This window comes from Actinomyces sp. oral taxon 175 str. F0384, assembly GCF_000223355.1.
In the GTDB taxonomy this organism is placed as follows: Bacteria; Actinomycetota; Actinomycetes; order Actinomycetales; family Actinomycetaceae; genus Actinomyces; species Actinomyces oris.
Map to the genome: position 1 here is coordinate 135082 of NZ_AFUR01000007.1, position 20502 is coordinate 155583.

General features: G+C 72.6%; 12 protein-coding genes. 9 read left to right on the top strand and 3 right to left on the bottom strand.

What is annotated here, in order from left to right; all coding sequences use genetic code 11:
• Nucleotides 1-29 precede the first annotated feature (29 nt).
• The 3 genes from HMPREF9058_RS13905 to HMPREF9058_RS12140 all read left to right on the top strand — a co-directional run bounded on the left by HMPREF9058_RS13905 (nt 30) and on the right by HMPREF9058_RS12140 (nt 5934).
• Nucleotides 30-1640: a DEAD/DEAH box helicase gene (locus HMPREF9058_RS13905; protein WP_254654159.1), complete on the top strand. Its 1611-nt coding sequence runs from the start codon at nt 30-32 to the stop codon at nt 1638-1640.
• A gap of 317 nt (nt 1641-1957) precedes the next feature.
• Nucleotides 1958-5026 carry a hypothetical protein gene (locus HMPREF9058_RS13910; RefSeq protein ID WP_254654168.1) on the top strand — a complete coding sequence of 1023 codons (3069 nt, stop codon included), beginning with the start codon at nt 1958-1960 and terminating at the stop codon, nt 5024-5026.
• A gap of 68 nt (nt 5027-5094) precedes the next feature.
• Nucleotides 5095-5934, top strand: a complete 840-nt coding sequence (locus HMPREF9058_RS12140) for a uracil-DNA glycosylase (protein WP_009407600.1) — start codon at nt 5095-5097, stop codon at nt 5932-5934.
• A gap of 21 nt (nt 5935-5955) precedes the next feature.
• On the opposite strand, the gene HMPREF9058_RS12145 is transcribed toward HMPREF9058_RS12140, so the two are convergent.
• Together HMPREF9058_RS12145 and HMPREF9058_RS12150 are read right to left on the bottom strand one after the other, a co-directional pair.
• Nucleotides 5956-7662: a DUF3027 domain-containing protein gene (locus HMPREF9058_RS12145; RefSeq protein WP_009407586.1), complete on the bottom strand. Its 1707-nt coding sequence runs from the start codon at nt 7660-7662 to the stop codon at nt 5956-5958.
• Between the two features lie 152 nt (nt 7663-7814).
• Nucleotides 7815-10373: a helicase-associated domain-containing protein gene (locus HMPREF9058_RS12150; RefSeq protein WP_254654160.1), complete on the bottom strand. Its 2559-nt coding sequence runs from the start codon at nt 10371-10373 to the stop codon at nt 7815-7817.
• Nucleotides 10374-10868: 495 nt separating this feature from the next.
• Here HMPREF9058_RS12150 and HMPREF9058_RS12155 point away from each other — a divergent pair, with 495 nt between their 5' ends.
• On the top strand, nt 10869-12563 hold the full coding sequence (locus HMPREF9058_RS12155; RefSeq protein WP_009407584.1) for a DNA repair helicase XPB: 1695 nt from the start codon (nt 10869-10871) through the stop codon (nt 12561-12563).
• Between the two features lie 73 nt (nt 12564-12636).
• On the opposite strand, the gene HMPREF9058_RS12160 is transcribed toward HMPREF9058_RS12155, so the two are convergent.
• The gene (locus HMPREF9058_RS12160; RefSeq protein ID WP_009407670.1) at nt 12637-13545 is read right to left on the bottom strand and encodes a type 1 glutamine amidotransferase; all 909 of its coding nucleotides are present in this window, start codon (nt 13543-13545) and stop codon (nt 12637-12639) included.
• A 112-nt stretch (nt 13546-13657) separates the two neighbouring features.
• On the opposite strand from HMPREF9058_RS12160, the gene HMPREF9058_RS13235 reads away from it, so the two are divergent.
• The 5 genes from HMPREF9058_RS13235 (at nt 13658) to HMPREF9058_RS12185 (ending at nt 20377) form a co-directional block, all read left to right on the top strand.
• Complete coding sequence (locus HMPREF9058_RS13235) at nt 13658-15835, top strand: TPM domain-containing protein (protein WP_009407611.1); 2178 nt, start codon at nt 13658-13660, stop codon at nt 15833-15835.
• A gap of 209 nt (nt 15836-16044) precedes the next feature.
• Complete coding sequence (locus tag HMPREF9058_RS12170; protein WP_009407809.1) at nt 16045-16893, top strand: PspA/IM30 family protein; 849 nt, start codon at nt 16045-16047, stop codon at nt 16891-16893.
• A 302-nt stretch (nt 16894-17195) separates the two neighbouring features.
• The gene (locus HMPREF9058_RS12175) at nt 17196-17798 is read left to right on the top strand and encodes an NYN domain-containing protein (protein ID WP_043538398.1); all 603 of its coding nucleotides are present in this window, start codon (nt 17196-17198) and stop codon (nt 17796-17798) included.
• 243 nt (nt 17799-18041) lie between these two features.
• The gene (locus tag HMPREF9058_RS12180; RefSeq protein WP_009407606.1) at nt 18042-18779 is read left to right on the top strand and encodes a response regulator transcription factor; all 738 of its coding nucleotides are present in this window, start codon (nt 18042-18044) and stop codon (nt 18777-18779) included.
• The gene (locus HMPREF9058_RS12185) at nt 18779-20377 is read left to right on the top strand and encodes a cell wall metabolism sensor histidine kinase WalK (protein WP_009407667.1); all 1599 of its coding nucleotides are present in this window, start codon (nt 18779-18781) and stop codon (nt 20375-20377) included. The genes HMPREF9058_RS12180 and HMPREF9058_RS12185 overlap by 1 nt, the downstream gene beginning before the upstream one ends.
• The last annotated feature ends 125 nt before the right edge of the window (nt 20378-20502 follow it).

Here is a 20502-nt window from a genome sequence, read left to right on the forward strand (position 1 = left end):
GTGAGACCGGACGGGAGGAGGTGATGGCCGTGACCGAGGCAGCAGAGGACCCGGCCGCCGCGGCAGGTCCGCGCGAGCCGGGCTGGGAGGGATTCTCCTCAGCCACCCGCACCTGGTTCCTCGACGCCTTCCCCACCGGTCCCACCCCGGTGCAGGAGCAGGCCTGGGCCACGATCGGCCGGGGTGAGAACGCCCTGGTCATCGCCCCCACCGGCTCGGGCAAGACGCTCGCGTCCTTCCTGTCCGCCATCGACCGCCTAGGACAGGAGCCGGCCGCGGAGGAGCAGGGGGCCGAGGCGGCAAGAGGGGGCGCGCAGGGCGGGGCCGACGGCGTGAGGGTCCTCTACATCTCCCCGCTCAAGGCGCTGGGAGCGGACGTGGAGCGCAACCTGCGCCGGCCGCTGGCGGGAATCCGCGCCGTCGGCCCCACCCGCCCGATCTCGGTGGGGGTGCGCTCGGGGGACACGCCCGCGCGGGAGCGTCGTCGGCTGCGCAGCCACCCGCCCAGCATCCTCATTACGACGCCGGAGTCGCTCTATCTCATGCTCACCAGCGCCGTGCGGGAGACGCTGCGGACGGTGGAGACGGTCATCGTCGACGAGATCCACTCCTTCGCCGGCTCCAAGCGCGGCACGCACCTGGCCGTGTCCCTGGAGCGCCTCGATGACCTCCTGGGGCGGCCGGCGCAGCGCATCGGCCTGTCCGCCACCGTCTCGCCGCCGGATGAGGTCGCCCGCTTCCTCGGAGGGCCGCACCCGGTGACGATCATCTCCGACGACGGCCGGGCGACACCGGAGGTGACAGTGTCCGTGCCGGTAGAGAACATGGCCCGCATTCCGGCGATCTCGGACCGGCGCACCCGGATGGAGCGGGCCCTGGCAGCTCCCGCGAGCGCGGGTGGCGGCCGCGGCTCCCGGCCCTCCGGGATCGGGCGGGCAGGGTCCTCGCAGGCCTGGCGCTCCGATAAGGCGCTGGGCCGGGCCATGGCGGCGGGGCGGACTGACTGGCCCGGTGCAGGGGTGCCCGCCCGGGTGTCGGCCTCGATCTGGCCGCACCTTGAGAACGCGATCCTCGACCAGGTCCTGGCCCACCGCACGACGCTGGTCTTCGTCAACTCCCGGGGCGCCTGCGAGCGGCTCACCGCGCACCTCAACGAGGCCTATGCCGCGCGTCTCGGGGCGGTGGCGCCAGCGCCGCAGGTACCGGTTCACCGGGAGTCCTGGGAGATGGGAACCGGTTCGCACACCGAGCCCCTGGCGGCGGGCGCCCCGGTGATCGCCAAGGCACACCACGGGTCAGTCTCCAAGGAGCAGCGTCTGGGCGTGGAGCGGGAGCTGGCCGCGGGCGAGCTGAGGTGCGTGGTGGCCACGGCCTCCCTCGAGCTCGGCATCGACATCGGCTCGGTCGACCTCGTGCTCCAGGTGGCGCCGCCCCGTCGGTCGCGGCGGGCCTGCAGCGGGTGGGGCGCGCCGACCACCGGGTGGGCGGGCGGCCGCGCGGCGTCATCTACCCCGTGGAGCGCACTCACCTGGTGGACGCCGTCGTCGCCGCCGAGGGGATGCGCGCCGGGGAGATCGAGCGCACCGAGCTGGTATCCAATGCTCTGGACGTGCTGGCCCAGCAGACGGTCGCCGCGGTGAGTGTGGCGGAGGGGCTGACGGCCGAGGCCTGGCTCGCCACCGTCAGGCGAGCGGCCCCCTACTCCTCGCTGCCGCGCCCAGCCTTCGACTCGGTCCTGGAGCTGCTGGCCGGCGGCTTCGCCTCGGCGGATCTGGCGGACTTCTCGCCACGGATCGTGTGGGACCGCACCACCGGTGAACTCAGTGCCCGGCCCAGCACGCAGCGGCTGGCGGTGGCCTCCTCGGGAACGATCCCGGACCGGGGCATGTTCCCCGTCGTCCTGCCCGAGGGGGCGCAGGATGCCGGGCGGCGGCGGGTCGGGGAGCTCGACGAGGAGATGGTGCACGAGTCCAGCCGGGGCGACATCATCACGCTGGGGACGTCGAGCTGGCGGATCCGCCAGATCACGGGGGACCGCGTCGTCGTCGACCCGGCTGAGGGGCGCAGCGCCCGCCTGCCGTTCTGGAGGGGCGAGGGGCTGGGCAGACCTGCGGCCACCGGGCTCGCCAAGGGCGTCTTCCTGCGTGAGGCGCAGAACTCCTTGCCGTCAGAGGCGGGAGCCGGGGAGTCGGAGGGCGAGCGGGCACTGCGGTGGCGGCTCACGGAGGCGGGGCTGGACGCTCATGCCCGCAGCAACCTGCTGGCGCTGCTGCGCGAGCAGTACCGAGCCACCAGCGCCCTGCCGACGGATGAGACCCTGGTCCTGGAGCGCTATGAGGACGAGTCCGGCAGCTGGCGGATCATCGTCCACAGCACGCTGGGTCGGTGCGTCCACGAGCCCTGGGCGATGGCGATCCGGGAGCGGGTGCACCAGCTGCTGGGGGTGCGCCCGCAGACCATCGTGGCCGACGACGGCATCGTCCTGCAGATCCCACCGGTTGAGGGCGGTCTCCCGGGGGCCGGGCTCATCACCTTCGACGCCGCGGAGATCTCCTCCCTGGTACGCAGCCGGATCGAGACGACGGCGCTGTTCGCGGCCCGGTTCCGCGAGTGCGCCGCCCGCGCCCTGCTCATGCCCGCCGCCCGCCCGGGGCGCCGCACGCCGTTGTGGCTGCAGCGGGTCAAGGCCGGACAGCTGCTCGAGGCCTCCCGCCAGTTCCGGGACTTCCCCGTCAGCGTGGAGGCGGCGCGCGAGTGCCTCCAGCAGTACTACGACCTGCCCGCGCTCACCGACCTCATGGAGCGTCTCGCCTCCGGCCGGGTGCGTATCGTCGAGGCCGTCACCAGTGAGCCGTCGCCCTTCGCCCACCCACTGCTGTTCGGGTACGCGAGCACCCTGATCTACCAGGAGGACCTGCCCCACGCCGAGCGCCGGGCCCAGTTGCTCTCCCTGGACCCCAAGGCGCTGGCTGCTTTGCTGGGCGACGGTGGCGTCGCGGAGCTGCTCGACGACGAGGTCCTGGCTCAGGTGGAGGCCGAGCTCCAGCACCTGGCCCCCGGCAGGCGGGTGCGCGCCGACGCTGAGGGGATCGCCGATCTTCTGCGTGAGCTGGGCCCATTGAGCGCGGCCGAGCTGGCTGCGCGGTGCACCGACGTCGGCGGGCGGGAGCCGGGGGAGGACGGGCAAGGCGACGGCGCGGACGGGACAGACGACGACGTCGAACGCGCGGACACGCACGCAGTCGAGCGCGAGGTCAGTCGGGCGCTCGCCGAGCTGGACGGGACGCGCCGAGCCGCCGCGGTGAGGGTCGGCGGGCGAGAGCTGTGGGCCCGGGTCGAGGACGCCCCGGCTCTGCGGCGGGCCCTGGGAGCGGAGGTCCCCGACTGGGCGCTGGAGCGGGCCACAGCCGGTGTCGCGGTCGAGCGGAAGGCAGCGGCCCGCTCGCCGCTGAACGACCTGCTTCTGCGCTACGCACGCACCCACACGACCGTGACGCCGCAGCGCGTGGCGCAGGCCTTCGGGCTGGGGACGGCAGTAGCGGAGGGAGCCCTGGCCGAGCTGGCCGGGGACGGTTCCCTGGTGGACCTGGGTGCGGCGGGATGGATGGAGTCGGCGATCCTCGCCCGGGTGCGCCGCCGCTCCCTGGACCGGGCGCGGGCCGCCGTCGCACCGGTGCCACCTGCGGCTCTCCAGCGTCTCGTACTGGAGAGGGCGGGCCTGGATGAGCCGGGCGGCGGCGTCGACGCCCTGGCGGAGGCCCTGGCGGCGCTGGAGGGCGTGTGGCTGCCGGCCGGCCTGTGGGAGTCGGTGGTGCTGCCCGCGCGCGTGATCGACTACCGGCCGGCCATGCTCGATGAGCTCATCGCCGCCGGGGAGGTCGTCTGGCAGGCGAGGCCCGTCAGCGATGCGGCGTCCCGATCCGGTGCGGCCCGGGTGAGGCCCGGGGCCGACGACATCCCCGCGCCGGGCGAGATCGCCTTCTTCCCCACCGACTCCGCCCTGGCGCCGGTCGCCGGGGAGGCGACCGCCCCGGGTGAGCCGGAGGCGCCGACGGGCAGGGAGACGGGAGTCACCGGGGAGGAGCTCTGGAGGCTGGTTCGTGAGGGGGCCGCCACGGGCCGCTCCTTCGAGCCCGTGCGCCGGGCGCTGGCGCCCGCGGCAGGGCCGCGCACTGCCCCGTCCTCACGGCGGGTGCGCAGCCGCCGGGGACGTCGCCTCATGATGGAGATGCCGCGCACCGGGGAGGCAACGGCGGCCGGGCGGCTGTCCTCCGTGGTGGCCTCCACCTCCTGGATGAGGCTGTCGTGCGCTCCGGTCGGCGATGAGGAGCGGGCGATCGCGGAGGTGGAGTCACTTCTGGACCGCTACGGGGTCGTCTGCCGCGACCTCGCCCTGGCCTTCGGCGGGACGGGAGGGCTCGGGCCCCTCATGCCGGTGCTGCGGCGCATGGAGGAGACCGGGGTGATTCTGCGTGGCAGTTTCATTGAAGGCTTGGGGCCGGCGCAGTTCGCCGAACGGGAAAGCGTCGAGCGGCTGCGGTCCCTCACCCACGGCCCCGACGGCGCGGCGGAGACACCGGTCGTCCTCGATCTCAAGGACCCGGCCTGTCTCATCGGGCGCGGGGTGCGATGGCCCGAGCCGGTGCTACCTGCTGGCCTCGGCGAGTCGGCCGGGGGCGGCGGTGGGGAGACGGGTGGCCCGCCGGTCCGGCGCCAGGGGGCGAGCGTCGTCGTGCTGGGTGGCGCCCCGGTGCTCTACGCCTCGGAGAACCTCAAGGTCCTCATCTCCTACACGTCCACGCGCGAGGAGCTGGCGCGCGCCCTGACCGCGCTGGCGGCCGACAGGCAGGCGATGTTCGCGCGCCAGGGGGCAGCGGCGGTCAGGCGCCGCACGGTAGTGGAGTCCCTCAACGGGGTCACCACGCTGGCGCCGGCCGTGAGCGACCTCCTGCGTGAGGCCGGTTTCGTGCGCGACCCCAAGGGGATGCGGCTCGCCGTCGGCACCTCCGGGGCCACCTGGCGATGAGTGGGCCAACTCCTCACCGGTAACGGAATTCAGCCTACGGAGCGCTCCACGCGCTCACAATTGAGGGCATGGCAGATCCGCACCCCGTCACCGGAGCGTTCTTCGATTCCCCGGTCCCTCCCGGGACCGGATGGCCAGACGATCCCGCTACTGCCGCAACACCTGTAGCCCGATCGGCCGCCGACGTGGCGCGCCTGGCCGGTGCATCGTCGGATCTGTCCGCGCTCGATGCCCGGGTCACGGTGTGCCGTGCCTGCGACCGCCTCGTGGCCTGGCGTGAGGAGGTGGCCCGGACCGGCCGTCGCGCCTCCTTCGCCCATGAGCCGTACTGGGGGCGACCGGTGGCGAGTGTCGGGTCGGCAGATGCCCGCATCTACGTCGTCGGGCTGGCACCCGCGGCCAATGGGGCGAACCGCACCGGCCGCATGTTCACGGGGGACCGCTCCGGGGACTGGCTGTGGGCGGCCTTCCACCGGGCGGGCCTGGCTGCGTCCCCCACCTCGACGGCGGCAGGTGACGGGCAGCGGCTCACCGGAGCGCGCATGGGCGCTGCCGTGCGGTGCGCCCCGCCGGCCAACAAGCCGACGACCGTCGAGCGGGCCACCTGCGCGCCGTGGCTCGCCCGCGAGATCGCCCTCATGCCTGAGGTCAAGGTGCTGCTGGCGCTGGGCGGGATCGGATGGGGCGCGGTGCTGCGGGTCACCCGGGAGGCCGGCTGGGTCCTCCCCCGCCCCCAGCCGCGCTTCGGCCATGGGGCGACGGCGGAGCTGATGACGCCCGATGGCAGGGCGGTGACACTGCTCGGCAGCTACCACCCCAGCCAGCAGAACACCTTCACCGGTCGGCTCACTGAGGCGATGCTCGATGACGTGCTGGCGACCGCCAAGCGCCTCGCTGACACATGCTGACGGACTGCGGCTGAGGCGGTATCAGGAGCGGTTGGGCAGGATGGCCTCGAGCTCGGCGAGGGTCCGCGGCGACTGCTCCGCGGGGGCGTCGGACTCGGCGTTCTCAGTGTCGCCGGTGGCCGCGTCGTCCTGGGGCATGTCGATCCCGAGGGCCAGGGACAGATCGGCGACGGCTGCGCGGGCCGAGGCGGCCCGCTCGCTGGGCGTGTCACTGGACTCGGCTCCGGCGGGGGCCGGTGAAGGCCGATCCGCTGTTACCTCAAGAGACTCGGCGGCGCTCGCAGCATCAGGGGCTGAGGAGGCCGACGCCGCGGCGGTCGCCCGCTCGAGCTCTCCCAGGTCGAACCCCACCAGGCGGCTGCTGCGTTCCTCGGAGGCTTCCTCGGGAGAGTCGGCCGTGCGACGGCGGCGCGTCGAGGTGGCCGCGCGACGGGAACGCTTCGCGGCGGGCTTCTGCTCGGACGCAGCGGACTTCTTGGTGGTCTTCGTCCCGGGCTCCTCCATCTGCACCTCGGCCGCGGGCGTAGTGGTATCCGTGCCGGCGACGCCGTCCTCGGCTTGAGCCTCCTGGGCGTCGGAGTCCGTGGTGGTCTTCGCGGCGTCGGCGGGGGCGTCGGCGTTCTGAGCGGAGGACTCCGTACCGGTTCCCTGACCGGGGGCGTCCGCTACGTCGGCCGAGTCCTCGGCGGGGGCACCACCCGGCTCGGCATCGACGTCGTCGCCCTGCTCGGCGGCGAGCTCGGCGATACTGCGGCCCTCGCGCAGGTCGAGCCCGTTGGTGCTCAGCGGCACCATGAGGTGGTCGTCGACCCGCGAGGGGTTGATGGGCCACTCCGGGCCCTGGTCGGGCAGGTCGGTCTCGGAGTGGGCGCCGCAGCCGTGGTCCAGGGAAACGACGCTGCCGTCGTCGGCGGCCCACTCGTTGGCGCACACGCCGAAGATGGCGCGCAGGGCGCCGGCCATCGGCACGAAGAAGCCGCAGGTGGAGCAGGTGGCGTGGGCCTTGCGGACACCCTCGGCCTCGGGGCCGTGGTCGCCGCCGTACCAGCGCTCGGCGGCGCTGGCGACGCCCTGAGCGCTCAGGACTCGGGGACGGCCCAGGTCGAGCTCGTCCAGGGCGACGGCGTCGGCGTCCTCACCGGTGGCCTCCCACCCGGGTTCGAGGCGCTCGTCGGTCTCCTTGCGGGGCAGGCGGTCGGAGCGGGTGATGTCGCCGGGTTCGAGACGCTCGGCCCACGGGACCCAGGCGGGCGCGAGGAGGGCCTCTTCGCCGGGGAGGAGCTCCACCTCGCAGACGGTGGCGGTGCGGCCGCGCGGGACGCGACTGAGGGTGACCGCCCAGCGCCAGCCGCGGTAGCCGCTCAGGGTGCAGTCGAACAGGTGGGTGACGAGGCGCTCGGCGTCGGGCGCGGCGGCCACGTACTCGCCGACGGTGATGGGGTCGGTGACCTCCTCCAGCGCGCGGCGGGCCAGCTCAATGGCCGCCGGGGAGGTGAGGGTCTTGTCCTTGGCGGCCAGGGCCTGCTCAGCGGGGGTCGGCAGGGCGCCGGCGCGCGGCACGGGGGCCGGCGTCGGAGAGGGCGAGGCCGCACTCGGTGCCGGGGCCGGGCGCTCCAGGGTCGCCGTGGAGGTACGCATCCCGGTGGCGGCACCCGCCGGAGAACCCGAGTCGGTCCCGGTCACGGGCTCGCCTGAGGCATCGGTGTGAGAGTCGATCGTGTCGGTCACTCGGCCAGTGTAGGGGAGGCTCCTGAAACTGCCCCGGCCCACGCGGGTTGGCCTGGGCACACCGCCCCGCCCGCCCACACTTCGACCGAATCTTCATAATCGACACAGATACGCGTCGATTGTGAAGATTTTGTTGGTAAGTGAGTGAACCGTCAGCTCGCCTCGACCGAGACGATGCGGTGGACGGCGACGGTCAGCTCGGTCTCGCGCACGACGTCGCGCAGGCGAACCCGCCCGGGCTCGACGGCCATGACCCGCACCTGCCGCTCCTGCACGGCGCCGTCGGGGCCGGCCAGGCTCAGCCGCAGCCGCGAGCGCGAGGACTGGGCCTGGCGCAGCACCGCCAGGGCGTGCACCGGGTCGGTGGCCACAGCCGTCTCTCCGGCGGCCTGCAGCGCCTCCTGCCCCACGCGCAGCCGCCCTACGAGGGTCGTCAGCTCGCGTCTTCCGGGCCGACGCCGTCGCACCGAGTGCTCGCTGCCGGGGCGCGTCGGCTCGGGGGCCCGGCAGGCCTGCTGCGCGGTGGCCGGCCCGACCACCAGGTGGCCGCTGGCGTCCTCGGTCACCGGCGCCAACCCGGTGGCGCGCAGCTCGCGCAGCACCTGCCCGGCGCTCGCGGTGGCCACAAGGATGCCGGGCGCCACCTGGTCCAGGCCGAGGTCCCGCAGTCGCGGCTCGGCCAGGAGCCCGGCGGCCGTGGCCTCGTCGCCGATCCGCAGCAGCGCGGACACGGCTCGCACGCGCACCGCCCCGTGGTGGCGGGCGGCGTCCTGGATGAGCACGCTCAGCGAGTCCGGCAAAGGCGTGGGACTGTAACGACCGATCTCCTGTGTGATCTCCTCGGCCCGGTAGCCGACGTCGAGCGCGCCACGCACCGACTCGGGCGTGAAGCGCACCGTGAGCGCTCCGCCGCGCGACTCGACGACGCTCGTACGTTCCAGCAGCGCGGCCAGCTCGGGGGCGGGGCGGCCCGGCACGATGGCGGTGAGGTCGGACTGGACGAGGATCATCTCGACGGCGGCCGGCAGGTCTGCGGCGAGCGCCGCCTCCAGGGCGGTGAGGGCCTGGTCGTCCGACAGCGGCTCGGCGTGTGCCTCGCCGCCCGCCTCCTCGGCGCGGCCGGCGTCTCCGGGGTCGGTGGGGCCGCCGCTGAGTCCGGGGGCCTGCTCGTCGAGGCTCGCCGCAGCACGTCGGGCGAGGATCCTGCCGGCCTCGGTGAGCGCCCCGCCGCCGGTGATCCCGAGGGTCTCGGCCTCGGCCAGGACCGCGGAGATGGCCCCGCCGGGGACGGTGCGCCGGGGGCTCTGCCAGGTCAGGGCCGCCCGCACAAAGGCGGGGGTGGCGCTGGCCCCCGGCGGGAGGTCGCCCAGGAGGGCGAGCACACGAGCGCGCAGTCGCGCCGCCCACCCGGCCTCCAGGGCCGGGCTGAGGACGGCGCGCAGAGTCCCGTCGTCATCGCGGGTCCCCGTCAGCCAGGGGATGCGGGCGCTGCCCGACCAGGCCAGGGCGAGCGGCGCCCAGCGCTGCGGGAGGCTGTCGGTGAGCCAGCCGGCGGCCAGGGAGGAGGGCACCCAGGCGGTGCCGTCGTCGTCGAGCCCCAGGAGCCCGGCACCCGCGGCCATCTCGATGATGCGGGCGGCGGCGTCGGCCTCCAGGTCGAGGGCGTCGGCAGTGCGGGCCAGAGCACGCGCGCTCACTCCGCCGGTGCGGCGAATCGTCCCGCCCTCGCGGCCCCACTCCTCCAGGAGGGCGGCCACGAGCCGGACGGCCTCCTCGGCGTGGAAGGAGGCCTCGGAGGCGACGACGTCGGCGCCCACCGTCTCCAGGTCGCCGGCCCCGGGGGTGGTCAGGGGCTCACGGGTCAGGCGGCCGCCACGCAGGGCGAGGGCAACCTGGCGCGGCAGGATGAAGCGGGTGCGCCCGTGGGCATCGCTGCTGCGCTCCAGCCAGCCGCGTTCGATGAGCGGGGCCGCACCCGGTGCGGTGCCGCCCGCGCGCAGGGTGCCGGCCGGCGGCCCCCAGGTGAGGGCCTGGAGCATCTCCACAGAGGCTGCCGAGATGACCGGCTTGCCGCCTCCACCGGCGGCGTCCTCGCTCAGCTCCTCCAGGGTGGGTGGCAGCTGCTCGGCGCTCAAGGGCTCAGCAGCCCAGGGCCCCAGGCCGAAGGGGTGTGGCCCGAAGGCCGCCTCGAGCGCGGCCGCGGGCCTGCCCTCGATGACGAGCGCCAACCGGCCCAGGTGCTCCAATGCCTCGGTGACCTGCTCAGCAGGCAGTGGGAGGTGGGCGGTGACCAGCCCGGCCAGGTCAACACTGGCCGCGCTGTCCAGGCCGGCCGGGTCGGCCGGCTGGTCTGCGGGATCGCCGAGAGGTTCGCCGTCGGCCGGTTCGCCGCTGGCCCCACCGACACCGCCGACCCGCCTGTTCCCGACCACCTCGGCAACCTCGGTCGGCCCGGCTCCGCCCGCCCGGCCCGACTCATCGAGGCGGTTGAGAGCCACGACCGCCTCAGCCACGGCCAGCGTCGGCGCGTCCAGCCCGGCCAGGGCGTGCTCGATGCTGCCCGGAGCCCCCGCGCGGGTCGCCAGTGCCAGGAAGGAGGAGGACGGCGGCGCGGCCAGGTCCGGGCGCGCCACCAGCAGGGCGGCGACCTCGCGGTCCGGCAGCGCCGTCAGGTGCACGGCGAGGTCCTGGGTGGAGGCGGAAGGGCTCATCCGCACCAAAATACGCCCCCGCCCCACTCACGGACAGAGCGGGGAGCCTGGATGAAGGGCGCCGGTGTCCACATTGGATACAAAGGGACCTCACCGCCCCTGAGGCCAGCAACGCGAACCGCAGAATCATGCGGATTTCTTTCGCAGGCCGCAGCGCGCCTCGCGCCTTTGTCACCGATGTGGACACAACCCCGCAGATGTCACCCTTCCTGGCCCCTTGTAGCACCTTCCAACCCACCTCCGGGGCTCGGGCTCGCACCCCACGGCTCGCACGCCGCCACGGCAGCCCAGGATCCGGCTCGCCAGCTGCACTTACGCGGTCATGACGCGAATGGATGTGTCGTCACTGTTGGTTGAGCGCTGTCAACTGCGCTCGCGCGCAGGCATAAGGCCAGCCCGGCCCGCCCCTTCCGCCCGAAGCAGCCACTCCCGCTGGAAGAGGAACGTCTCCTCCGTCACGGCGGCGCGCCGCCCCGGCTTGGGATACTCCCGCCCATGTCCGCCACGCCCAGCGATCCTGCGTCCCCGGTGTCCTCGGTCCCCGACGGCCCGCTCATCGTCCAGTCCGACAAGTCCGTCCTCCTGGAGGTCGCCCACCCCCAGGCCGGGCAGGCCCGCCGCGCCATCGCCGCCTTCGCCGAGCTGGAGCGCGCCCCCGAGCACATCCACACCTACCGGATCACGCCGCTGGCCCTGTGGAACGCGCGTGCCGCGGGCCTGGACGCGGAAACGGTCGTCCACACCCTCATCACCTACTCCCGCTTCCCAGTGCCGCACGCCATGCTCACCGAGATCGCCGAGACGATGAGCCGCTACGGCCGCCTCCAGCTGCTCACCGACCCCGCCCACGGCTTGGTCCTGCACGCCACCGACGTGCCGGTCCTGGAGGAGGTCATGCGCTCCAAGCGCACCAAGGGCCTGCTGGGGACCCGGCTCGGGGAGGCCGACGTCGTCGTCCACCCCTCCGAGCGCGGTCACCTCAAGCAGGTGCTCATCAAGCTGGGCTGGCCGGCCGAGGACCTGGCCGGCTACGTCGACGGCGAGGCCCACCCCATCACCCTGACCGACTCCCCCACCACCTTCCAACTGCGCCCCTACCAGAGCGAGGCGGTGGAGAGCTTCTGGGCGGGTGGCTCGGGCGTGGTCGTGCTGCCCTGTGGGGCCGGCAAGACCCTCGTGGGTGCGGCCTCCATGGCCAAGAGCTCGACGACGACGCTCATCCTGGTCACCAACGCGGTCTCGGCGCGTCAGTGGAAGGAGGAGCTCATCCGCTTCACCACCCTGACCGAGGAGGAGATCGGCGAGTACTCCGGCTCGCGCAAGGAGGTCCGCCCCGTCACGATCGCCACCTACCAGGTGCTCACCACTCGCCGCAAGGGCGTCTACCCGCACCTGGACCTGCTGGACTCCCATGACTGGGGGCTCATCGTCTATGACGAGGTCCATCTCCTGCCCGCCCCGATCTTCCGCATGACCGCGGACCTGCAGGCGCGCCGCCGCCTGGGTCTGACGGCGACCCTCGTGCGCGAGGACGGCCGCGAGGACGAGGTCTTCAGCCTCATCGGCCCCAAGCGCTACGACGCCCCCTGGAAGGACCTGGAGAACCAGGGCTGGATCGCCCCGGCGATCTGCACCGAGGTGCGCCTGACCCTCGACGCCGGTGAGCGCATGGCCTACGCGACCGCCGAGCCCGAGGAGCGCTACCGCCTGGCCGCCTGCTCACCGCGCAAGCTGCCGATCATCGAGGCCCTCCTGGCCCGGCACGAGGGCGAGTCGGCCCTGGTCATCGGCCAGTATGTGGACCAGCTCACCGAGATCGCCGAGCACCTGGGCGCCCCCGTCATCACCGGGGCGACGACGGTGCGCGAGCGCCAGCGCCTCTACGACGCCTTCCGCTGCGGGGAGATCCGCACGCTCGTGGTCTCCAAGGTCGCGAACTTCTCCATCGACCTGCCCGGGGCGAGCGTCGCGATCCAGGTCTCGGGCTCCTTCGGCTCACGCCAGGAGGAGGCCCAGCGGCTCGGGCGGATCGTGCGCCCCAAGGAGGACGGCCGCCAGGCCCACTTCTACACGGTCGTCGCCCGCGACACCGCCGACCAGGAGTTCGCCGCCCACCGGCAGCGCTTCCTGGCCGAGCAGGGCTACGCCTACGCCATCATCGACGCCGAGGACCTCACCGAGAACAACTGAGCCCGACCCGACGGCGCACGAGGCGCAGCCGGACAAACCGGGCCGGCTGGACCGGTGAGGGCCGGCAGCCCGGTCAGCGCGCCAGGCGGCGGGCGCGCACGTTGCGCACGAGGACGCGGGCCAGGCTGCGGCCGAAGGCCTGGATGGCGGGGTCGACCCTCTCGGCCTGCTCACGGGCAGCGGCCCCGGCGCTGGCGGCCGCCTCGGGCAGGTCGGCGGCCGTGGCCCCGTGGGTTCCGGCGGCGCCCGGCGCGGCACTCCGGCCGGCGGCCACCTCCAGGGCATCGCGGGCGGCCTGGAGGGAGGCCGCGTCCATGCTTCCGGCCAGGTCGTTGAGGGCGTCGCGGGTGCGCCAGTAGGCCACGCGCGCCGGGTCGGACTCGGGGTGGTGCTGGAAGGCCAGGAGTCGCCCGGCCCGCCAGGTGTGAACCGGGGAGCGGTCGGAGGAGGCCAGCAGGGTGGCGGCCTCAGGCAGGTGGGTGACGGCGTCGTGGTGGGAGACGATGACGGGCAGGCGGGTGCCGTCGGAGGTGGAGATTCCGGCGCGGTGGGCGGCACGGATGGCCTCGGCTGCCACGGCCCCGAAGACCGGGTCGCTCTCGCCGGCGGCCGTGATGGTCAGCTCGACGACACCGACCTCGTCGTTGCCCAGCGCTGGCACGGCCGTGGAGCCCCCGAGGGCCTCGGCGGTCACCTGGGCACCCAGGCAGATGGCGATGGCGGGGACGTCGTCGGCGACGACGCCGCGCAGCAGCTCACGCAGGTCCGCCAGCCAGGGGTGCTCGCCCTCATCGTGGGCACTCATGGAACCGCCCAGCACGACGAGGCCGTCGCCGATCTCGTCCAGGGAAGGGATGGGCTCGCCCCGCCAGGGGCGCACCATGCGCAGGGAGGCACCCTCGGCGAAGAGCCACTCCCCCAGGCGCCCCACGGGCGCGAGCTCCTCGGGCTCGATGACGGTGATCGTGAGCGTGTCAGTCATGGGCGACATTCTGCCGCCGGTTCGGTTGCCTGCGCGCAGTGACAGGCGCAGGCGTGCCGCCTGAGGCGAAACGACTTGCTCACACCCTTCCCCGGCGGGGACGATGGCCCGGATGAAGAACCAGCAGCCCCCACTCCCCCGTCCTTGGCACCAGATGGCCCTTTCCGGCGTCGCGACGGCGGCCGCCCTGGGGCTGCTGGGGATCTCGGCCGGCGCCGCGGCCGCTCCGACGACGCCCGGCTCCGCATCCCTGGCCCTGGACTCCTCCGCGCAGACCTCGGCGGGCGCGCCACGGGCCCTCCCGGCGGCGTCGACCACCCTGAGCGAGCACGTCACCGATGAGCTCGGGATCCTGGATGCCTCCAAGGCCCAGCAGGCCGTGGACACCATGTCCTCCAAGTACGGCGTGGGCCTGTGGGTGCTGACCGTCTCCGACTCCAGCCAGAAGGCCTCCGCCATCGCCGCGCAGGCCTTCAAGGACACGAAGCTGGGGCGCGACGACATGCTCCTGGTCATCAACATCCCCTCCGACGGCTCGGCCTCGAAGAGCTACAAGCTGCAGGCGCACAACAACTCCTCGAAGTTCTCCGAGTCCGACTACAAGCGGATCGACTCGGCCATCAAGAAGCAGCTCAGCGCAGGCAACTACGACGAGGCCGTGGCCGCCATCCCGGACAACATGTCCGGCTCATCGGGCTCGGGCAGCTCGGGTGACTCAGGCTCCTCGGCGCTTCCGCTCCTGCTGGGCGGGGGCGCGGTCGCGGCTGGCGGGGCCGCCGCCTGGACGGTGTACAAGCGCAGGAAGAACAAGGAGAACGACGACATGCTGTTCGGCAAGCGCAGGAATCAGGGCGGCGCCCCCGGCAACCAGCCCACGGGCCCCGCGGCGATGACGGTGGAGCAGCTGCGCACCCAGGCCGGCAGCGCCCTGGTCCAGGCCGATGACACGGTGCGCGCCGCCGCCGAGGAGCTGTCCTACGCGCAGGCGCAGTTCGGCCTGTCCGCCACGGACGCCTTCACCGCCGCCCTGGACAGCGCCCGCAAGCACCTGTCGCGGTGCTTCGAGCTGCGCAAGATCCTCGACGACGACATCCCCGAGACCGAGCCGCAGCAGCGCCAGATGTACACCGAGATCCTCCAGCACTGCTCGGAGGCGGTCGGTGAGATCCGCGCCCAGGAGGAGGCCTTCAACAAGCGGCGCGGCATTGAGGCGAACCTGCCGACGTCGATCGCCGAGACCGCCCAGCGCGCCGATGAGACCGAGCAGGCCATCGTCATGGCCGAGACGATCCTGGTGACGCTCAGCGCCGCCTACCCGGCCTCCTCCCTGACCAGTGTGGCCCAGGCCCCCGAGCAGGCCCGCCGCCTGCTGGCCGCGGGGCGCACCGCCCTGGACCAGGCCCGCGCCAGCGTCGAGGCCTCCCAGGAGGCGACGGCGGTCGAGCAGGTCCGCATCGCCCAGGGCTCCATCGCCCAGGCCGGTCAACTGGCCGCCCAGGTCACCGGGGCCCGCGAGCGCCTTCAGAGCGCGGCGAAGGATCTGGAGGCGGCCATCGCCTCGATCTCCTCGGACCTGGTGGACGCCAAGCGCCTGGAGGGCGCGGTGCCGGCGGCGACCCTGGCCCCGCTCGTGGCCGACGCCGAGGCCGCCGTCGCCGAGGGCCGTCAGGCCAGTGGCGCCAACCCGAGCGGCGATCCCCTGGCCGCCCTGGACCACCTGGCCCGGGCCGAGGCCGCCATCGACGCCGCCTTGGCCCCGGCCCGCGAGCGCGAGGAGAACGACTCGCGCGCCCGGGCCTCCCTGGGCTCGCGCCTGGCCCGCCTCAACTCCCAGGTGGAGTCCGTGACCTCTTACATCACCACCTATCGCGGGGCGGTGGGCCCCTCGGCGCGCACCGCGCTCAGTGAGGCCGCCCGTCACGCCACGGCCGCCACCACCGTCCAGACCACTGACCCGGTGGCCGCCCTGGCGGAGGTCGCGGCGGCCGAGCCGCTCGTGGCCCAGGCCCAGGCCCTGGCCGAGGCCGACGTGCGCGGATCGTCGAGCTCGTGGAGCCCGAACTCCGGTGAGCGCTATTCCTACTCCCGCGATTATGGCCGCTCAGGCGGCGGGCTCGACCTGGGCTCGCTCCTGCTGGGCGGGCTGCTGATGGGCGGCGGCCACAACTACGGCGGCTGGAGCTCCCACCACCACGACAGCGACTGGGGCGGAGGCGGCGGCTTCTTCTCCGGCGGTGGGGACTTCTCGGGTGGAGGCGGCGGCTTCTTCGACGGCGGCGGCGACTTCTGAGCCGCGTCCTGCCGGCGTCCAGCCCCGGTCGCACTCCAGTCATGCCCTGAGCGATGCGGCCCCCGCCCGCATGACGCCGAGCGCCAGGACCTGCGATCATGACGCCTGATCCGCCTGGCCCACCGGCCACCACCTGGCGACCACCCGGCGAGCGCCGGGTCCATACCTGCCCACACCGACGTCGCAGCTCGACGGAAGGACGAACAACCATGGCTGAGAAGCAGTCGATCCTGGGGCGCATCGCCCAGCTCACCCGCGCCAACATCAACGCGCTCCTGGACCGCGCCGAGGACCCGGAGAAGATGCTCAACCAGCTGGTGCGGGACTACACGGCGTCCATCGCCGAGGCCCGTGACGCCGTCGCCCAGACGATCGGCAACCTGCGTCTGGCCGAGAAGGACCACGACGCCGACGTCGCCGAGGCCAAGGACTGGGGCAACAAGGCCCTGGCCGCCTCCCGCAAGGCCGACCAGCTGCGCTCCGGCGGTGACACGGCCGGCGCGGACAAGTGGGACTCGCTGGCCAAGATCGCGCTGACCAAGCAGATCACGGCGGAGAACGAGGCCAAGGCCGCCGAGCCGATGATCGCCTCCCAGCGTCAGGTCGTCGAGCAGCTCAAGACCGGCCTGCAGCAGATGGAGGTCAAGCTCGGCGAGCTGCGCTCCAAGCGCGACCAGCTCATCGCCCGTCAGAAGACCGCCGAGGCCCAGGTCAAGGTGCAGGGCGCCATCCGCTCCATCAACGTCCTGGACCCCACCAGCGAGCTGTCCCGCTACGAGGACCAGGTGCGTCGGGTCGAGGCCCAGGCCGCCGGGCAGATGGAGCTGGCCGGCTCCTCCCTGGAGTCCCAGTTCGCCGAGCTCGAGGCCTCCGGCACCAGTCTGGAGGCCGAGGCCCGGCTGGCGGCCCTGAAGTCCGGGCAGAACCCGGCCCTTCCGGGCGCCCAGCAGCAGGCCCCCGCCCAGATCACCGACGGTGACGACGACGCGATCAACGCCGCCTTCGCGGCCCTGAAGAACCAGGGTCAGCCGGCCGGCGAGGAGACCTCCTCCTACTGATATGAGCTGACCTCACCACGCCACCCAGGCGCCTCAGCCCCGCAAGCCGCCCGGTGCTCATCATCCCGATGAGCACCGGGCGGCTTCGTGCACCTCGACGTCGAGCAATCCGGGCCGGGGACATCTCACGCCTGCGGGGACAGGATTTCCGCACCCGACGGCGTCGAACGCCCCCACCGGGCGAGCTTTGTCCCCGACCACGCAGACCGCACCCATCGGTGTCACGGAGATGCTGGTATCGGTGCGGTGTCACCGAGCGTCGTCGGAGGCTACTGGACGCCGTGACCGGTAGCATGAGCCCCATGAGCGTACCGACTTATCTTCTCGTCGATGGCGAGAACATTGACGCCACCCTCGGCATGAGCGTGCTGGGGCGGCGTCCCGAACCTGAGGAGCGGCCCCGCTGGGACCGGGTCCTCGCATACTGCGACGAACTGTCCTCCGCCGACGCCGCCGAGGGTGAGGGGGACGAGGCCCGCGCCCTGTTCTTCCTCAACGCCACCAGCGGCCATATGCCCATGAGCTTCATCCAGGCCCTGCTGGCCATGGACTACCGCCCCGTGCCGCTGGCCGGGTCCGGAAGCAATGACGAAAAGGTCGTCGACATCGGTATTCAGCGCACCCTGGAGGCGCTGGCCGAGCGGGTCGAGTCCGGTCAGGACGCCCACGTCCTGCTGGGCAGCCACGACGGCGACTACATCCCCCACATCGAGCGGCTCCTGCAGGCCGGCGCCACGGTGGGGATCCTGTGCTTCCGCGAGTTCCTCAACGCCCAGCTGGCCGCCCTGGAGGGCGAGGGCCTGACGATCTACGACCTGGAGAGTGACGTCAAGGCCTTCACCATCCCGCTACCGCGCGTGTGCATCATCCCGCTGGAGGACTTCGACCCTCTCGCCTTCCTCTGACCCGACGGCGGGGCGGCGACAGGTGTCGCCGCCCCGCCTCATGTCACAGCCCGACTCACCGGAGAGTCGCAGGCAATCACCCCGGTTCAAGCAGCAACCACACAGCTCCCCCGTTTTGTGGGAATTCCAAGACTTTCTGGGTCTACAATTGGTGCGAGGTCACACGAACCACTTGACCTATCAACAGCGACCGTTCGGAAGTCGTTCAGGAAACGACCAGAAACTGAAGGAATGGTGAGACTCATGGAGCGTTCCCAGCAGTCCCGCACCGAAGCTCACCTCCTTGTCGTCGACGATGAACCCAACATCCGCGACCTGCTGGCCTCGTCCCTGCGCTTCGCAGGCTTCGAGGTCTCGATCGCAGGCGACGGCAACGGCGCGCTGAAGACGGTGGAGAAGACATCCCCCGACCTGGTGGTCCTCGATGTCATGCTGCCCGACATGGACGGCTTCACCGTGGCCCGGCGCCTGCGCGAGCGTGACGTGACCACCCCGATCCTCTTCCTGACCGCCCGCGATGACATGGCGGACAAGGTCCAGGGCCTGACCGTCGGCGGCGACGACTACGTCACCAAGCCCTTCGGGCTGGAGGAGGTCATCGCCCGCATCCGCGCCATCCTGCGCCGCACCCACGCCATTGAGAACCAGGACGACGGCGTCGTGCGCGTGGCCGACCTGGTCCTGGACGAGGACGCCCACGAGGTGTACCGCGCCGAGGTCGAGGTGGATCTGTCCCCCACCGAGTTCAAGCTCCTGCGCTACCTCATGCTCAATGCCGGGCGCGTCGTGTCCAAGGCCCAGATCCTCGATCACGTCTGGGAGTACGACTGGAACGGCGACGCCGCGATCGTGGAGTCCTACATCTCCTACCTGCGCCGCAAAGTGGACCAGATCCAGGGCGCCGACGGCCAGCCCGTCACCCCGCTCATCCAGACTCGTCGCGGAGTCGGCTACATGCTCCGCGAACCCAAGGCCGAGTGATGGCGGCGGCGCGTGGGGGGAGCACGCGCCCGGCCAAGTCGTCCGGTAAGCAGCACCGCCCGATCAAACGGGGCCGATGGCACCCGATCACCGCGATTCAGCGGCCCTGGCAGGCGATGCCGCTGCGCACGCGCCTGACCCTCATGACCACCGGCCTGCTCGCCATCGGGCTCATCGTCGTCTCCTTCGTGGTGACCTCACTGCTCTACAGCCACATGATGGGCCAGATCGACAGCCAGCTGCGCACCACCTCCGTGGCCATCGGAAGCCAGGGACTGGCCCAGATCCGCGAGGGCGGGACCAGCAGCACCACCTTCCCCTCGAACTACTACGTCAAGGCCGAGTACCTCGACCCCACCCGCAACGGGGAGTGGATCTCGCCGGACACCGCCGCCACGTACGGCCGGCCACAGATCAAGGGCCTGGACTACCGGCGCGCCCTGGCCCACGCGGACAAGAACGACTTCCCGATCACGACGGTCAACTCCGATCAGCCAGGCCACCAGTGGCGGATGATTACCCTGCTCATCCGGGACCAGAACACCGGCGAGTACACCGGCGCCGTGGCCCTGGCCCTCCCGCTGAGCGACGTCATGGAGACCGTCGAACGCACCCGCCTCGTAGTGGCCCTGGCCGACGTCTCGATCATCTCGGTGGGCGCCCTCTTCGCCACCTACCTGGTCCACCGCTCGTTCCGCTCCCTGCGCCAGATCGAGAGCGTGGCCGCCCGGATCGCCCACGGCGACCTGTCCGCACGCATTCTGGTCACCGAGCCACGCACCACGGAGGTGGGCTCGCTGCAGCGGGCGATCAACACGATGCTCACCCAGAACGAGAGCTCCTTCGCCGCCCAGGTCGTGGCCCAGGAGCGGATGACGCGCTTCGTCTCCGACGCCTCCCACGAGCTGCGCACCCCCCTGGCCGCCATCCGCGGCTACGGCGAGCTCTACCGGATGGGCGGGGTGCCCGCGAACAAGACCGGTGAGGTCATGGGGCGCATCGAGACCGAGTCCAACCGGATGGGGCGCCTCGTCGACGATCTCCTCCAGCTGGCCCGGATCGACGAGGGCCGGGAGATGTCGATGGAGCCGGTCAACCTCACCGACCTGGCCGCCGGGGCCCTCAGCGACATGATGGTGCTGGCCCCCGAGCGCGACTGCGGCCTCATCCCCCTCGACCCCCGCGACGAGGCCGCCGGCAAGGAGGCCCCCTCGCTCCAGGTCATCGGTGACCGCGACCGCCTCTCCCAGATCCTCACCAACCTGCTGGGCAACGTGGTGCGCCACACCCCCTCCGGGACGCCGGTGGAGATCGCCATCGGCATGGCGCCCCCGCGGGCCAACCCGACGGCGCAGCCGGTCGTCGTCGTCGAGGTCCGCGACCACGGTCACGGCGTGCCACCGGAGGCGGCCGAGAAGGTCTTCCAGCGCTTCTACCGCTCGGACACCTCCCGCAACCGGGAGACCGGAGGCTCCGGCCTGGGACTGGCGATCGTGCTGGGGATCGTGGCCGCTCACAAAGGCACCGTCCAGATGCTCCAGACCCCCGGCGGCGGCGCCACCGTCCACATCGAGCTGCCGCCCGCGCCGGCCTGGTAGGCCTCGCCGCTGCACCTCAGGCAGCGCCGGCGGGCCTCGATCACGATAAGAGTGGCACGCCAGACACTGTGTCACGTCGACGTCACGGCGAGGACAGTCCTACGATGGCACGCGTTCCATTTCCA

What these genes read in the sequence shown, in the direction of transcription:
- HMPREF9058_RS13910 (WP_254654168.1), top strand. Translation starts at nt 1,958, where the DNA reads ATGGTGCACGAGTCCAGCCGGGGCGACATCATCACGCTGGGGACGTCG.
- HMPREF9058_RS12140 (WP_009407600.1), top strand. Translation starts at nt 5,095, where the DNA reads ATGGCAGATCCGCACCCCGTCACCGGAGCGTTCTTCGATTCCCCGGTC.
- HMPREF9058_RS12150 (WP_254654160.1), bottom strand. Translation starts at nt 10,373, where the DNA reads ATGAGCCCTTCCGCCTCCACCCAGGACCTCGCCGTGCACCTGACGGCG.
- HMPREF9058_RS12155 (WP_009407584.1), top strand. Translation starts at nt 10,869, where the DNA reads ATGTCCGCCACGCCCAGCGATCCTGCGTCCCCGGTGTCCTCGGTCCCC.
- HMPREF9058_RS12160 (WP_009407670.1), bottom strand. Translation starts at nt 13,545, where the DNA reads ATGACTGACACGCTCACGATCACCGTCATCGAGCCCGAGGAGCTCGCG.
- HMPREF9058_RS13235 (WP_009407611.1), top strand. Translation starts at nt 13,658, where the DNA reads ATGAAGAACCAGCAGCCCCCACTCCCCCGTCCTTGGCACCAGATGGCC.
- HMPREF9058_RS12170 (WP_009407809.1), top strand. Translation starts at nt 16,045, where the DNA reads ATGGCTGAGAAGCAGTCGATCCTGGGGCGCATCGCCCAGCTCACCCGC.
- HMPREF9058_RS12175 (WP_043538398.1), top strand. Translation starts at nt 17,196, where the DNA reads ATGAGCGTACCGACTTATCTTCTCGTCGATGGCGAGAACATTGACGCC.
- HMPREF9058_RS12180 (WP_009407606.1), top strand. Translation starts at nt 18,042, where the DNA reads ATGGAGCGTTCCCAGCAGTCCCGCACCGAAGCTCACCTCCTTGTCGTC.
- HMPREF9058_RS12185 (WP_009407667.1), top strand. Translation starts at nt 18,779, where the DNA reads ATGGCGGCGGCGCGTGGGGGGAGCACGCGCCCGGCCAAGTCGTCCGGT.